The organism is Dehalococcoidales bacterium, assembly GCA_035529395.1.
GTDB lineage: Bacteria > Chloroflexota > Dehalococcoidia > Dehalococcoidales > Fen-1064 > DUES01.
Window position 1 is genome coordinate 14,732 of sequence record DATKWT010000139.1, and the last position, 14,715, is coordinate 29,446.

Consider the following 14,715-nt stretch of genomic DNA (forward strand, 5'->3'; position numbering starts at 1 on the left):
GTGACAAAAGTCCCGCTTCAGTTCCCGAAGTTCGCCTTCAGGAACTCCCTTATCTTCTCCTGCACAGCGGGGTATTCCCAGCGATACTCGTGCCCCGGGACATTGATGCAATGCGTGAATTTGGCCGGCTTCCCCTGCAGCCGGTATTTGAACCACCTCAGGAACGCCAGCATGTAGGCCTTGGTGCCGGCCTTCAGATTCCGGTGCGCCATGGGGTCCGGCATCATTCCATTCGTATCTATCGCCAGCGTCCTTTCCGTGACTACCCGGTGGGACATGTGAGGGAAGAATATGCCCAGCTCAATGCTGTAGACCTGGTTGTTGTCACCGAGCTGCCGCATCACGGCGTTACCGAAGGCTGCCCCTTGGCTGGCCCCTACCAGCACCACTCTGAGTTCAGGAAGGCTTCGTATAAGCAGCCGCAGTTCCTCCGCCATTATCTCCGCCTGTCGGGACTTACTCTTCAGAAAGAAGCGCGCTTCCTTTCCTATGTCCCGCATGTGGTACCAGAAGCTGTTGCCGCTGCGGAAGTGCTGGGTCAGCGCCCAGGTGAGCCCGAGCTCATCCATCGTCTCGGTAACTCCGGTGACGATGCTCCTCTCCCAGTCCAGGCACAACTCCAGCAGCGTATTCCCCCACCCTCCGGGGTTGTGAATCACGAGAACTTCCTTTCCAATAGCCCTGTTGTACGTCTCCGTGACCCTCCCGATGAAGTCTGCCCGCTTTCCGTCCTCACGACCAAGCAGTCGCTCCGCCAGACGCTCAATCTCTACCTGCAACTCTAACTTCATGCTGGTCATGTCCGGTTGCTCTTTCAGCGGTGATACTCCTCTTCTACGGCGCCCGGCTTTCCCCTTTGCTTGAGAAAGGTCCTGTCCCCTTCCTGCCAGACCCAGAGATGGTGTTCCGGTATTATCCAGCCGGCGATAGACTGCCGGGACGGGTAGACAATGAAGACGGTCTCAGCCACCCGGTTGAGTTCATCCAGTGCCTGCCTGCCTTTACAACCGGTCGGCAGGTGTTCCAGCAGGTGGCTGGCAAATGCAGCGCCAAAGGTATTATCTGAGAACGGGATATGGGTAACGCTGGCAACGACGGCACACGGGTGGCCGTCTATCGCCCGGCGGTCAATATCAAGGCAGACATCCCCTTCACCGTGCGCCGGCTTGTTAAACCAGTGACGCGCCTGTTTGCCACCCCACGGTCCACCGGCTACCAGGAGCGGTCTGGTTCTCTCCCGGGCCAGGCTGGTAGCTGTCCGGTATTTCCGGTTCTTGTCCTGTATCTCAAGCATCCAGACTACAAGCTGCCAGATACCCACGACAACCAGAAACCCCAATACCACGTAAAGGACAGTCAACGCCATATGTATAACCCCTCTGTCCTATACTCCCAGCCAGGAGAATAGAGACTTCAGTCCGTAGTAGCCGCAGAAGGCGATTATCAGACTCTTCAGACCGGTACCCAGAAAGGAGAAGAAGAAGAACTTGTGGGGGGGATATCGTAGTGCGGCTATGGCAATCGTCATCGGCAGGTGGAGTGGATTGACCAGTAATGACATGAGAAATACCGCCAGTGAACCATGCCGCTCAGCCCATGCTATCGCCCTGTCATAAAAGCTGCTGCTGAATTTGCTGGTGATTTTCTCGGAAATACCTCTACCTCCGTAACCGATAAGGAAAGTAATCAACTGTCCCAGGCTGGCTCCTAATCCGGATAGCAATCCGACCCACACCGGCGCTAAAATCCCATACTCGCTGGCTAATGTGCCCGGGAGAGTGAATACTACGAGCCAGTAGGGGACCGGGATAGCCGTTACACTAAAAGTACTACCGGCAATAAAAGCGACAATCAATGCACCCAGCAAGCCAAACCTGGCAACATAGGTGTTACCCATTAAATCATCTTTATAGCAAATAGCGGCAGCACAAAGGGCAATCGTGACAACGATGGCCAAACCACCGACCCACAGTTCCTTTTTCGACCACTTTCGCTTAGCCTGCTGCTCCATAATCGTGGTATTACTACGCTGTAGTAAGGCTCCTTCCAGTATTCATCCAATTATAGCAAGACTATCTCCGCTGGCACAAGACAAACGTGAGCAGAAGCATCACAACAGCCCCGGTACCGCTAAAGAGCGGCCTTTCTTATGAATGGGAAGGCATGCATCACGACGTAAACTGAAGAGCCCACGGCCTTTCAGGAGCAACCATCTAAGGGCATTCCTCACCGATATCGGCCAGGATGCCGAGAAACTGTCTCAGTATTCGGGCAGTGGCACCCCATATCACCTTGCCCTGGTAATGGTAGAAAAAGGTGGGTACCACCTCACCTTCGAGGATATCCGTATCCTCCCGGACATTGTCCTTGTCCAGGAGAGCTGCCAGGGGGACTTCGATTACCTCTTCGGTCTCCCACTGGTCCACCTTGATGTCATAGGGCCAGGGAATGATTCCCACAAAGGGAGAGATAACATAGCCGGAGCCGATTGTGCGGATGTCGTCCAGTTCCCCCAGCACCTCGACGTCGCTCTCGGCCACGCCGACCTCTTCCTCTGTCTCACGCAGGGCTGTCTTGCGAAATGCAATGTCCTCTTCCTCGTAAGCGCCGCCGGGAAAAGATATCTGGCCCTTGTGGTCCCGTACCCTCGTAGTCCTCTGGATGAACAGGAGATGGTACTCTCCATCCTTGAGATAGAGCGGCAGTAGTACCGCCGATGACACGCGCCGGGTATCGGTGATGTGGAGCTTCTTTCTCCGGGAAAGGGTCTGCTTCAGTCTCTCCTTCATGGTTCCTATGGTAGCACTGTCCCACAGCGGAAACAAACCCCCGCCGACACAGAGTGTCGCCGACACAGCGAAGCTTGACAAAAGGCGCTCCACCTACCTAAAGTGTTCAGTAACAAGATGGCTTGCGCATAGCTCAGCCAATAAGGAGCACAACCATGCAAGGCAGAAGGACAGAGGAGCTTCTCAGGTGGGACCGGGAGCACATCGTGCACGGCCGGTGGCCCATCGGTGGCAACATTGGCATAGTGACCGAAAAGAGCCACGGCATATTTTTCCAGGACACGGAAGGGAAGGAGTATATCGACGGGGCATCTCAGTTGCTCTGTGTCAATCTGGGCTACGGACAGCAAGAGATTATCGACGCCATCAGCGAGGAGCTGGCCAGGACGCAGTATGCTATGCTGTTCCACGGGTTCTCCAACGTGGCTATCGTCGAGTGTGGCCAGAAGCTGGGTGAGTTGGTGCCACCGGGACTGGACCATTTCAGCTTTACCACCGGCGGTTCCGAGAGTATCGATTCTGCAATAAGGCTGGCCCGCTTCTACTGGCACGCCAGAGGGAGCGACAAGCACAAGGTCATCAGCCTCTACGATTCGTATCATGGCATCACCAGCGCTGCATTGACCGCCACCGGCTCCGGCAAGGGTTCCTATGAGAGGGGTCTGGGTTCGTTGCCCGGCTTTATTCGCATACCCTCACACTACTGTTATCGCTGCACATTCAACCAGGAATACCCCCGCTGTGGTATCCAGTGCGCCCGGTTCCTGGCCGAAGTCATTGAGAAAGAAGGCCCTGACAATATAGCTGCTTTCATGGCCGAACCCGTCCTCGGTGTCGGCGGGATGCTTGCTCCTCCTCCCGAGTACTGGCCAATGGTAAGGGAGATTTGCACGAAGTACGATGTCCTCCTGATTGCCGATGAAGTCATGACCGGTTTCGGCAGGACTGGAAAGATGTTCGCCATGGAACACTGGGGCATCAGGCCGGACATAATCACCATGGCCAAGGGTATTACAAGTGCCTACCTGCCCTTTGGTGCCGTGGCCTTCAGCAATGACATCTGGGAGGCAGTAAAGGGCCGCAACTTCGTTGCCTACACCTATTCCGGGCACCCTGTGTGTGCTGTCGCAGCGACCAAAGCGATGGAGATATACGTACGGGACAGGATAGCTGAGAATGCTGCCAGCATGGGCAAGTATGCCCTGGAACGCCTGATTCGGGACTTCGGACCGCTGCCCTGCGTGGGAGGCGCCAACGGGCTGGGCCTGATGCTGGGCATCGAAATAGTGGCCGACAAGGCTACAAAGAGACCATTCGACCCGGGGCTGAACGTAATGCAGAAGATTCAGGACCGGGCACTGGAGCAGGGGCTTTTCGTCCGCGTGTCTGGAATCGGCGGTACCCCCAGCGACAGGGTCGTCTTCGCTCCACCCCTGACGGTTACGTCCCGGGAAGTGGACCGGGCATTGGATATCCTTCATCCGATTATTGACGGCCTTACGCCGGGCTAGACACTCCGGCAACAATAGAGTAACGGAGGCAACCCTTGACATACGAGACACTACTTCTTGAGAAGCAGAACGGCGTCGGCATAATCACGCTGAACCGTCCGGAACGGCTCAACGCCCTGAGCTTTACCCTCTTCGCCGAATTCGACCGGGCACTCACCCAGTTTGAAGAAGACGAGGAGGTGAAGGTAGTCGTTATAACCGGTACCGGGGAAAAGGCCTTCTCCGCCGGAGCGGACATCCACGAGATGGCAGAGATGCCTGCGGAACGGCTCCAGGAACGTGATGTACGCCGCACCGATTGGACATGGCACCTGGCGGCATACAAGAAGCCCACCATTGGGGCCATCAACGGGCTTGCCTACGGGGGCGGTGCCCTGATGTCCTCCATCTTCGATATCCGCATCGGTTGTGAACGCACCAGATTTCGCTTCCTGGCAGTCACGTACAGTCGGGTTAACTCCACCTGGAGCCTGCCGTTGATGATCGGCTGGCCGATGGCCAAGGAACTCCTCTTCACCGGCCGCGTGGTCGAGGCCGAAGAGGCTTACCGCATCGGGCTGCTCAACAGGCTGGTGCCCTCAGCAGAGCTGATGAAGACCGCCATCGAGATGGGCCAGCTCATCGCCGGTAATGATACCGCAGCCGTGCAGGCGATCAGGGAAATAATGGTGAAGGATATCGGTCTAAGCTGGCGCGAGATGCAGCGCAATGAGGCTGAAATAGTGGCCCGCTCCGTGGATTCACCCCCGGCCAGAGAGAGCTTCAGCAGCTTCCTTAAACGCACGTCTAAGTAGCTACAATGGGAACGGAGGACAGGGAAATAGCAGCTCCCAGGACGGCACTGGAAGGTATCCGCGTACTCGACCTCGGCCGCTACCAGGCGGGACCGAGGGCCGGACTCGTGCTTGCCCGTCTGGGCGCCGAGGTCATCAAGGTAGAAGCCCTGGACGGGGAAGAAAGCCGGGGTCTGCGCAGTACGGGCTCAGTTCGTGGACAGAACCCGTACTGGGTGCAGTATAACAGCGGCAAGAAGAGCCTGGCAATGGACCTGCGGAATGAGAAAGCAAAAGCCGTCCTGCGGGAACTGATAAAGATATCTGACGTTCTCATCCAGAACTTCCGCCCCGGTACAATCAAGAAGATGGGATTCTCCTACGAAACACTCTGTTCCCTTAACCCGGGGATAGTCATGTTGAACGTCTCCGCCTACGGGCAGTACGGTCCTTTCCGGGACCGCATTGGATTCGACCCCATCGGCCAGGCAATCAGTGGTCTAATGCAGCTTACGGGTTACCCGGAAACCCCACCAACTATTACCACCATGCCTATTATTGACCGTATCACGGCGTTGCATGGCACTATTGGCGTGCTTGCGGCACTTCGCGAGCGGGAACTCTCCGGAAAGGGGCAGGAGATAGACGTCTGCCTGGCTGATACCGGCTTCAGCCTTACCGAGATACCGATAGCCACCTACCTGGGGAATGGCAGCGTTCCTGAGCGCCAGGGGAGCCGAAATGCCGGTGCCCTGTGTAATGTCTACCGGACCACTGACGGCTGGGCACTCCTGGTGGCCCCCAACCAGAATATCTGGCCCAGGCTCTGTGAGATTCTGGATAAGCCGGAGTGGGTGGACGACCCCCGTTTCGCCAGCCGCGCGGAACGGGCAAAGAACGCCGTCGTGGTGGAGGATGAACTGGCCCGGTGGTTCGCCACCTTGACTACAACGGAAGCGGTAGACACCATGTCTGAGGCCAGTATCCCCTGTGCCCCGGTGAACGATATACCGCAGGCGGCAGAGAGTGCCCAACTCTGGGAGCGGGAGTTGCTCGTGGAGGTCCCCGATGCAGTCGCCGGTACGGCACATGCCAGCGGGAAGCTCATCAAGCTCAGCCGCAGCGAGACAATAGTGGGCACGACACCCACCGTGGGGCAGCACACCGAAGAAATCCTGCGTGACCTGCTCAACTACACGCCGCAGCAGATACAGCAGTTACGTGATGAGCAGGTGGTAAGATGACGGCTCAGATACAAAAACTTGACATTTTCACGTTTACCCTTTTATAATCAGATATTACTTGGTTCCTGTTTCTCTATTCCCACGAACTCACCATACACACGGTCACTCCATAACCTGATAGTTTGATTCCCCTTATGTCGAAGTACATCTTTGTAACCGGTGGCGTAGTTAGTTCCGTTGGCAAGGGAATAACTGTCGCTTCGATTGGTACACTCCTGAAGAGCCGTCAGATTACCGTGTCTATCCAGAAGCTGGACCCGTATCTCAATGTTGACCCGGGAACGATGTCACCCTATCAGCATGGTGAGGTCTTCGTTACCCAGGATGGCGCCGAGACCGACCTTGACCTCGGTAACTACGAACGTTTCGTTGACACTAACCTTACCGCGGACTCTAACGTCACCTCGGGCCAGATTTACAGTGAAGTAATCGCCAAGGAGAGGCGTGGTGACTTCCTTGGGGGCACAATACAGGTGATACCTCACGTTACCGGCGCTATCAAGGACCAGTTCCGGCGACTGGCGGAGCAGTCCCGGGCTGACGTAGTCATCATTGAAGTAGGCGGTACTGTAGGTGATATTGAGGGGCAGCCCTTCCTGGAGGCCTTGCGGCAGATGAGAAACGATGTCGGGCGTGACAATGTACTCTATGTCCACGTTACCCTGTTGCCATACCTGAAATCTACCCAGGAACTGAAGACGAAGCCTACCCAGCACAGCGTCAATGAACTGCGCCGCATCGGTATCCAGCCGGACATCATAGTATGCCGCAGTGACCTTCCCATATCCGAGGGAATCAGGGACAAGATATCACTGTTCTGTGACGTCGAGAGGGAAGCGGTAATACCCCTGCCAACCGTCCCTACTATCTACGAGGTACCGCTGCTCCTCGAGGAGGAAGGTCTGGGCCAACTGGTTATTAGCAAGCTCGGGCTTGACGCCAGGAAAGCCGAACTGAGCGAGTGGGAGGAGATGGTCAAGCGCCTCAAGGAACCGCATGAACCGGTCAACATAGTCTTGGTAGGGAAATATGTGGAGTTGAAGGACGCCTACTTCTCGGTGCGTGAGGCACTACATCATGCCGCCCTTTACCACGATAGAGACCTTAATCTCTCCTGGGTACAGTCGGAAAACCTGGAAGAAGGTGATGTCCAGGCGGCACTACGCTCGGCTCAGGGAATTATCGTCCCCGGTGGTTTTGGTATCAGAGGGATAGAAGGCATGGTCAAGGCGGCCGGCTATGCACGGACGAATAACATCCCGTACCTCGGGCTGTGCCTCGGTCTACACGTGATGGTCATTGAGTTCGCCCGCTATGCCCTGGAGTCGGACAGACCGAACTCAAGTGAGTTTGATGAAACTACGCCGTATCCGGTCATTGACCTGATGCCGGAACAACAGGATATGCAGGACAAGGGCGGTACCATGCGCCTGGGCAACTACCCGTGCCGCTTGCTTGACCACAGTCGCGCTGCCGCCGCTTACGACGAGAGCCTGATTCAGGAACGCCACCGGCATCGCTACGAGTTCAATAATGATTTCCGCACCCAACTGGAAGAGAAAGGTATGATTCTGAGCGGGCTATCGCCCGATAACAAACTTGTGGAGATATGCGAACTGGCTGACCACCCGTGGATGCTTGGCTGCCAGTTCCACCCGGAGTTCGGCTCTCGTCCGAACCGTCCTCACCCACTGTTCCGTGATTTCATCGGTGCTGCTAAAGGCGTACTCCGGGAAGGGGACCAGCCATTGCTGCCTCTTTCCTAGTTACCTACAAGAAAATATTCCCGGTAAGCCTTCGAGCCTTCGCTTCGCCCGACCAGAAGTTGCCTGAAGAAGCACGTATCGTTGCCGGGACTGACAGAAACAGACATTATAATCGCTGAGGTGGAAACTTAGATGCTTATCTTCCTGGACACAGCCAATATCGATGAAATAAGGGAAGCAGCCAGTCTGGGCGTAATCAGTGGTGTGACCACTAATCCCAGCCTGGTATCGAAGGAAGCCACCGCGGACTATGAAACGGTGGTGAAGACCATCTGCTCCATCGTCAGCGGGTCAGTTTCCGCCGAAGTGCTTGTCGAAGATGCGGAATCCATGGTCGAAGAGGCCCGGGTCAAAGCCTCCTGGGCACCAAACGTGACCGTCAAGATTCCCATCACTGCCGACGGGCTGAAGGCAACGTCCACGCTTAGCAAGGAGAACATCAAGATAAACATGACCCTGTGCTTCTCGGTGAACCAGGCACTGCTCGCAGCCCGTGCCGGGGCTGCTTATGTCAGCCCGTTCGTCGGTCGACTTGATGACATCGGGCACGACGGTATGGAGCTGGTAGCCGATATTGTTGAGATGTACGGGTACTACGAATTGCCCACCAAGGTTATTGCCGCCAGTATTCGTCACCCGCTGCACTGCGTGACGGCGGCCAGGGCAGGGGCAGACATCGCCACGGTGCCCTACAAGGTGCTGATGCAGATGATAAAGCACCCGCTTACCGATACAGGAATCGCCCGTTTCCTCGAAGACTGGCGACGCGTTTCACAGCAATGATACGGAATCGGCGGTCCGGTTTCAAAAACCCGGCCAGAAAGGCCGGACCAGACGGAACCACTTCCCCCAGGCAGGAGGATAGTAGCCGCTACAAACACAAGGGAGTCAACTAACATGGATATCAGTCAACTGGAAAACAAGAGCAAAGATGAACTAATGGAGATGGCCAAGGAACTGGAAGTCCCTAACCTCTCCAAACTCAGCAAGCAAGACCTCACCATGCGCTTGCTCCAGGCGGATGCCGCACAGCAGGGCAACGTCTTCTGCAGCGGTATACTGGAAATCATGAGTGAGGGCTACGGTTTCCTGCGGCAAGCCTCTCTCCTGCCCAGCTCCTCCGATATCTACGTGTCCCAGTCACAAATCCGCAGATTCGGACTGCGTATCGGAGACATGGTTGCCGGGCAGGGCAGACCGGCCCGGGCTGGCGAGAAATACTTCAGCCTGCTCCGAATCGAGGCGGTCAATGATATTAACCCGGAACTTGCCAAGAACCGGCCGCATTTCGGATCGCTGACACCCACGTTTCCTGACAGGCTGGTCGATCTCGAATTGCCGAACGACAGCCTGTCAACCCGATTACTCAACCTGATAGCCCCCATCGGTCGGGGCCAACGTGGCCTGATAGTGTCACCGCCCAAGGCTGGTAAAACGCTGCTGCTCAAAGCGATAGCCACCGCTGTCACGACAAACTACAAGGACATTCACCTGATGGTGTGCCTCATCGGCGAGCGTCCGGAGGAAGTGACCGATATGAGGCGTTCCGTCAGGGGGGAGGTAATCGCCGCCACGTTCGATGAGCAGGTGGAGAACCACACCCGTGTCGCCGAGTTGGCCCAGGAGAGAGCCAAGCGGCTCGTGGAGAGCGGTCGTGACGTTATGATACTCCTTGATGGTATCACCCGCCTTACCCGGTCCTACAACCTGGCAATGCCCTCCAGCGGCCGGACCCTTTCCGGTGGAATCGACCCCGGGGCCCTGTATCCGGGCAAGCACTTCTTTGGCGCGGCGCGTAACACTGAGGAGGGTGGCAGCCTGACAATTATAGCTACCTGCCTGGTGGATACCGGCAGCCGCATGGATGACCTCATCTACGAAGAGTTCAAGGGTACGGGTAACATGGAAGTCCACCTCGACCGTCGCCTGGCCCAGCGCAGGATATACCCGTCAATTGATATCGAGCTTAGCGGTACCCGTCGCGAGGAACTACTTCTTGACGAAGACACCCTGAAACAGGTCTGGCTGCTCCGACGTATGGTGGGCCTGATTTCTTCTGACTCTACCCACTTCGTAGACGCCACCGAGCGTGTCCTCGAACGCCTGCGCAAGACCAAGACCAACGCCGAGTTCCTGGCCGGTCTGAGCAGGGACGCCGGGTAGCCGTCGCTCAAGAACGCGACGGCCGCCGTGACCGGTCTACCGGTGATTCCCGTTCCCCGGAATACGAGCCTGGTCGGTAGGAAGGTGAGCATGGCTGGCCAGCAGACCCCGGGTGAGAAGACCTTGACCAGCAACCTTATAGGCGAGCAACTGAAGCAGCTACCGGCCAGCCCCGGCGTGTATCTGCTGAGGAACGCCGCAGGCGACATTCTCTACGTTGGCAAAGCGGCTGACCTCAACCAGCGTGTCAAGTCCTACTTCAGCCCGGTACAGAAGCTGCCACCCAAGCTCCAGCGCCTGGTTGAGCAGGTGCATGACATTGATTTCTACGTGACCAACTTGGAGCAGGAAGCCCTCATCCTGGAGTGCAACCTCATCAAGCGATACCGCCCGCACTACAATGTCCGCCTCAAGGATGACAAGACCTTTCCTTATATCAAGATAGACCGCCGCGAAGAGTGGCCCAGGGTGCGCTTCACCCGCCTCCTCGAAGAGGACGGCGCTCACTACTTCGGGCCATTCGCCAGCGCCAGGTCGGTACGACAGACCCTGAAGGTCATCCGGGCCATCTTCCCGTTTCGGTCCTGCACCAAGACAATCACCGGCACGGACCCGCGTCCCTGCCTCCAGTACCACATCCGCCGCTGCCTCGGACCCTGTATCGGTGCGGTTTCCAGGGAAGATTACGATGAGATGATAAAGCAGGTACTCCTTTTCCTGGAAGGCAAACAGGACCGCGTGGCCGGGGAGCTAAACAGGAAGATGAAAGGGGCAGCCGATGCCCTGGAATTTGAGAAGGCTGCCATGTTCCGCGACCAGATACAGGCTATCGACAGGGTTATCGAGGGACAGAGAATCGCCGCAACAACCAGCGGTGAGCAGGATGTCATTGCCTTCGCCAACGACCGGGACCAGGCGTATGTACAGGTCTTCTTCGTCCGCAGTAACAAGCTGGTCGGCCGGGATAGCTTCATCCTGGAAGGTACCAGTTCTGAAGAACCGGAGCAGATAATGGCCAGCTTCATCAAGCAGTTCTACGGCCCGGCACCCTACATTCCGCCCCTGCTGCTTCTCCAGTACCCGGTGGAGGACATGGCGGCAATTCAGGAATGGCTCCACAGTAAGCGGGGTAGTCGCGTCCGAATCAAGGTACCGACCCGTGGTAACGGGAGACACCTGGTCAATATAGTCGCCGAAAACGCTGAGCAGGGTTTGCAGCAGCTTAAAATCAAGCACCTGGCCGCTCCGGCAACACTCACAGCCGCCCTGGAGGAAATAGAGAGAGAACTCCACCTGTCGCATACGCCATCACGCCTTGAGGGTTATGATATCTCCAACATCCAGGGGACAGGGGCTGTGGGCAGCATGGTAGTCTTTGAGGATGGCAGGCCAAAGCCGTCTCTATACCGTCGCTTCAGGATAAAGACTGTCAGCGGGGCCAACGACTACGCCATGCTTCAGGAGGTCCTCCGACGCAGGTTCAAACGGATTACGGTAGAAGAGGACGATGCTGCCACACCCAATGCCTGGTCGGTCCTGCCCGACCTCGTTCTTATTGATGGTGGTAAGGGGCAGCTCAACGCCGCGCTCTCCGTGATGAAGGAAACAGGTGCCCGGTCTGCACCGGTTGCCAGTCTGGCCAAGGAAAACGAGGAGGTCTTCATTCCGGGCCGGAAAGACGCCATCGTTCTTCCCGGCAGCTCACCGGGACTGCAACTATTGCAGCGCTTGCGTGACGAAGCCCACCGCTTTGCCCTTGGCTACCACTTGAAGGTGCGCCGTAAGCAAACACTCGGCTCCTCACTCGATGCCGTCCCCGGTATCGGCCCCGGTCGCAGGCGCGCCCTGCTCAAGCAGTTTGGCTCGGTGCGGGCCATCCGTGAGGCTACGGTTGAGGAACTGGCCACCGCCAAAGGCGTGTCTCCGGCACTGGCGAAAAAGGTAAAGGAGCTTCTATAATAAGCGATGCCCGCTAATCTAAACCCGATGTACTTCGAGGCCGAGAAAAGGTTCCGTGCGGCCAAGAGCGCCCATGAGAAGATTGCCGCCCTTGAGGAAATGCTGGCGGTCATGCCCAAGCACAAGGGCACCGACCACCTCAAGGGGGAGCTAAGGCGACGGATAGCCAAGCTGACCCAGAGCATGGATAAGAAGTCCGTCACCCAGCGGGCATCCATGGTACTGGAAAAGCAGGGCGCGGCCCAGGTGATGGTCATCGGTCTGCCCAATGCCGGAAAGTCGCAGCTCGTGTCCGTCGTGACCAACGCTTCCCCGAACGTGGCCGAATACGCGTTCACAACGCAGACCGTCACCCCGGGCATTATGGAGTTTGAGAACATCCAGATACAGCTTGTCGATACCCCGCCCCTGGTGTCCGGCTCGGTTCCCTTCTGGCTGCCGCAAATGCTAAGGGGGGCGGATGCCCTGCTCATCCTGGTGGACTTGGGTGACAACCCCCTGGACCAGATGGTGGAGGTTGTCCTGCAACTTGAGAACATGAGAATAAGCATTATCCCGGGAAAGGAAGAGGCCGAAGAAGACACGCGCTGGAGCCAGCAAAAAACCTTTATCGTTGCCAACAAGGCGGACCTGGTTGGGAAAGCAGAACAGCAGACTGCTGAAGAAGCATTACGCGACGAATACGGCGGGCAGGTGCCCGTAATCAGCACCTCGGCGACAAAGGGTACCGGCCTGGAAGAAATGAGGTTGAAGGTCTACCAGGTGCTGGACGTTATCCGGGTCTACACCAAGACGCCGAGGGAGAAGCCGGACTTCAACGACCCGATAGTCCTGGCGCGGGGGAGCACGCTGGAAGATGCTGCGGAGGATGTTCACAAGGACTTCCGCGCCAGAATGAAATACGCTCGTATCTGGGGTTCGGGAAAGCATGACGGTGTCATGGCAAAGAGAGGGCACGTTCTCCAGGACGGGGACGTTATCGAGCTGCACATGTAAGGGCCGACGGTTTGACACCCGACTGGCCGTAGGTTAGCATGACCACAGTTGAAGGAGGATATATTGGACATTATTGAAGCTATTAAGAGCAGGAAGAGCATCCGGGGCTACAAGCCGGACCCGGTACCGAGGAACATCATCGAAGAAATCCTGGAGATTGCCAGCCGTGCGCCTTCGAGCATGAATGTCCAGCCGTGGGAGTTCGCGGTAATTGCCGGAGACGCGCTAGAAAAACTCTGCAAGACCCATATGGAAAAGTTGAATGCCGGCGAAACACCCGGTATGGAGTCCAACTGGGGTGGTTATCAGGGTGTATACCGGGAACGCCAGGTGGCCCTGGGGATACGGCTATTCCAGCTTATGGGCATTGCACGGGAGGACCGTGAGAAACGGCAGCAGTGGATGCTGAAGGGCTTTCGCTGCTTTGACGCACCTGCGGCTATCATTATTTCTTTCGACAAGTCCCTGGGTGAAATTGCCCAGTTTGATATTGGGACTATATCCCAGACGATTGCCCTGGTGGCGCTGAATTACGGACTTGGCACCTGCATTATGACACAGGGTATCATGTTCCCGAAGGTGGTCAGGGAAATCGCGGGCATACCCGAGTCTAAGACGATGAGCATCTGTATTACTATCGGCTATCCGGATGATGACTTCCCGGCTAACAAATTATATAGCGAGCGCGAGTCCCTGGAGAACAACACCACCTGGTGCGGCCTCTAGCAGGGCACTTATTTAGAAAGGGTACGATAGATGAATATCCTGGTCACCAACGATGACGGCATAGACTCCCGCGGCCTCTGGCCACTGGTCGAGGCAATGAGTCGGGTGGGCGAGGTGCTGGTGGTCGCTCCCAGCTCACAGCAGAGCGGGACCGGTTCCAGCTTATCACTGCATAGCGATACCAGCATTAAGGAAGTACCCTCGTCTATTCGCGGCGTGCAGGCCTATTCCATCGGGGGGACGCCGAGTGACTGCGTCATACTGGGGATAGGCCGCCTTTCCGGTGAGAGGCGCATCGGGCTACTTGTCTCCGGCATCAACCACGGGGCGAATATGGGCCGTGATATCCTGTATTCAGGCACGGTCATGGCCACCCTGCAGGGCTACTTCCGCAAAATACCTTCGATTGCCATGTCGCTGGCGATAGTGAACAGGGATAGGGAGCCGGACTTTGGTTTTGCGGCCACGGTTGCCGAGCACCTGGCGCGACGGATTCAGGATGGCACATTGCCCACCGACGCCATCCTGAACACGAACGTACCGAACATCCCCCGGGAGCGGATTAAGGGCATCGTCACCACGCGGACGGCGCCCGGGGCATGGGTGCGCCTTGCTCCCGTGGCCACGGAAGACGGCGTTCGATACGTCTCCGGTGCCCGCGCCGAGGTGGAATACCCCGAGGGCACCGATATCCGGGCAATCACATCCGACATGATATCAATCACGCCGCTCCGCATGGAAGTCACCCACCACGACGGGATACCGGCGCTGGCCGAGCACGTGCTCTC

The 14,715-nt window shown here is 57.0% G+C and carries 14 protein-coding genes; 10 read left to right on the forward strand and 4 right to left on the reverse strand.

Going from position 1 to position 14,715, the window contains the following annotated elements:
* Positions 1-17: 17 nt before the first annotated feature.
* From VMW13_09135 to VMW13_09150, 4 genes are all read right to left on the reverse strand, one after another.
* On the reverse strand, positions 18-800 hold the full coding sequence (locus VMW13_09135) for a hypothetical protein (GenBank protein ID HUV44977.1): 783 nt from the start codon (positions 798-800) through the stop codon (positions 18-20).
* Positions 801-814: 14 nt separating this feature from the next.
* Positions 815-1,366, reverse strand: a complete 552-nt coding sequence (locus VMW13_09140) for a methyltransferase domain-containing protein (GenBank protein HUV44978.1) — start codon at positions 1,364-1,366, stop codon at positions 815-817.
* An 18-nt stretch (positions 1,367-1,384) separates the two neighbouring features.
* Complete coding sequence (locus VMW13_09145; GenBank protein HUV44979.1) at positions 1,385-2,011, reverse strand: VTT domain-containing protein; 627 nt, start codon at positions 2,009-2,011, stop codon at positions 1,385-1,387.
* Positions 2,012-2,213: 202 nt separating this feature from the next.
* The gene (locus VMW13_09150) at positions 2,214-2,870 is read right to left on the reverse strand and encodes a CoA pyrophosphatase (GenBank protein HUV44980.1); all 657 of its coding nucleotides are present in this window, start codon (positions 2,868-2,870) and stop codon (positions 2,214-2,216) included.
* 74 nt (positions 2,871-2,944) lie between these two features.
* On the opposite strand from VMW13_09150, the gene VMW13_09155 reads away from it, so the two are divergent.
* The 10 genes from VMW13_09155 to surE all read left to right on the forward strand — a co-directional run.
* Complete coding sequence (locus VMW13_09155) at positions 2,945-4,300, forward strand: aspartate aminotransferase family protein (GenBank protein ID HUV44981.1); 1,356 nt, start codon at positions 2,945-2,947, stop codon at positions 4,298-4,300.
* Between the two features lie 35 nt (positions 4,301-4,335).
* Positions 4,336-5,094: an enoyl-CoA hydratase/isomerase family protein gene (locus VMW13_09160; protein HUV44982.1), complete on the forward strand. Its 759-nt coding sequence runs from the start codon at positions 4,336-4,338 to the stop codon at positions 5,092-5,094.
* A gap of 5 nt (positions 5,095-5,099) precedes the next feature.
* The gene (locus VMW13_09165) at positions 5,100-6,317 is read left to right on the forward strand and encodes a CoA transferase (GenBank protein ID HUV44983.1); all 1,218 of its coding nucleotides are present in this window, start codon (positions 5,100-5,102) and stop codon (positions 6,315-6,317) included.
* 134 nt (positions 6,318-6,451) lie between these two features.
* Positions 6,452-8,083: a CTP synthase gene (locus VMW13_09170; protein HUV44984.1), complete on the forward strand. Its 1,632-nt coding sequence runs from the start codon at positions 6,452-6,454 to the stop codon at positions 8,081-8,083.
* Between the two features lie 132 nt (positions 8,084-8,215).
* Positions 8,216-8,866, forward strand: coding sequence for a fructose-6-phosphate aldolase (gene fsa / locus VMW13_09175; protein HUV44985.1), 651 nt, complete (start codon positions 8,216-8,218; stop codon positions 8,864-8,866).
* Between the two features lie 114 nt (positions 8,867-8,980).
* The gene (gene rho / locus VMW13_09180; protein HUV44986.1) at positions 8,981-10,246 is read left to right on the forward strand and encodes a transcription termination factor Rho; all 1,266 of its coding nucleotides are present in this window, start codon (positions 8,981-8,983) and stop codon (positions 10,244-10,246) included.
* Positions 10,247-10,336: 90 nt separating this feature from the next.
* Complete coding sequence (gene uvrC, locus VMW13_09185; GenBank protein HUV44987.1) at positions 10,337-12,205, forward strand: excinuclease ABC subunit UvrC; 1,869 nt, start codon at positions 10,337-10,339, stop codon at positions 12,203-12,205.
* Between the two features lie 6 nt (positions 12,206-12,211).
* A complete protein-coding gene (locus tag VMW13_09190) occupies positions 12,212-13,201 on the forward strand; it encodes a GTPase (protein HUV44988.1) in 990 nt (329 codons plus the stop codon).
* Between the two features lie 63 nt (positions 13,202-13,264).
* Positions 13,265-13,927 (forward strand): nitroreductase, encoded by a 663-nt coding sequence (locus tag VMW13_09195; protein ID HUV44989.1) that lies wholly within the window; start codon positions 13,265-13,267, stop codon positions 13,925-13,927.
* Between the two features lie 30 nt (positions 13,928-13,957).
* The coding region (surE, locus tag VMW13_09200) for a 5'/3'-nucleotidase SurE (protein ID HUV44990.1) at positions 13,958-14,715 on the forward strand (758 nt) is incomplete at its 3' end.

Coding starts and splice junctions, on each gene's coding strand:
- VMW13_09135 (HUV44977.1), bottom strand. CDS start 800: ATGACCAGCATGAAGTTAGAGTTGCAGGTAGAGATTGAGCGTCTGGCG.
- VMW13_09140 (HUV44978.1), bottom strand. CDS start 1,366: ATGGCGTTGACTGTCCTTTACGTGGTATTGGGGTTTCTGGTTGTCGTG.
- VMW13_09145 (HUV44979.1), bottom strand. CDS start 2,011: ATGGAGCAGCAGGCTAAGCGAAAGTGGTCGAAAAAGGAACTGTGGGTC.
- VMW13_09155 (HUV44981.1), top strand. CDS start 2,945: ATGCAAGGCAGAAGGACAGAGGAGCTTCTCAGGTGGGACCGGGAGCAC.
- VMW13_09165 (HUV44983.1), top strand. CDS start 5,100: ATGGGAACGGAGGACAGGGAAATAGCAGCTCCCAGGACGGCACTGGAA.
- VMW13_09170 (HUV44984.1), top strand. CDS start 6,452: ATGTCGAAGTACATCTTTGTAACCGGTGGCGTAGTTAGTTCCGTTGGC.
- fsa (HUV44985.1), top strand. CDS start 8,216: ATGCTTATCTTCCTGGACACAGCCAATATCGATGAAATAAGGGAAGCA.
- rho (HUV44986.1), top strand. CDS start 8,981: ATGGATATCAGTCAACTGGAAAACAAGAGCAAAGATGAACTAATGGAG.
- uvrC (HUV44987.1), top strand. CDS start 10,337: ATGGCTGGCCAGCAGACCCCGGGTGAGAAGACCTTGACCAGCAACCTT.
- VMW13_09190 (HUV44988.1), top strand. CDS start 12,212: ATGCCCGCTAATCTAAACCCGATGTACTTCGAGGCCGAGAAAAGGTTC.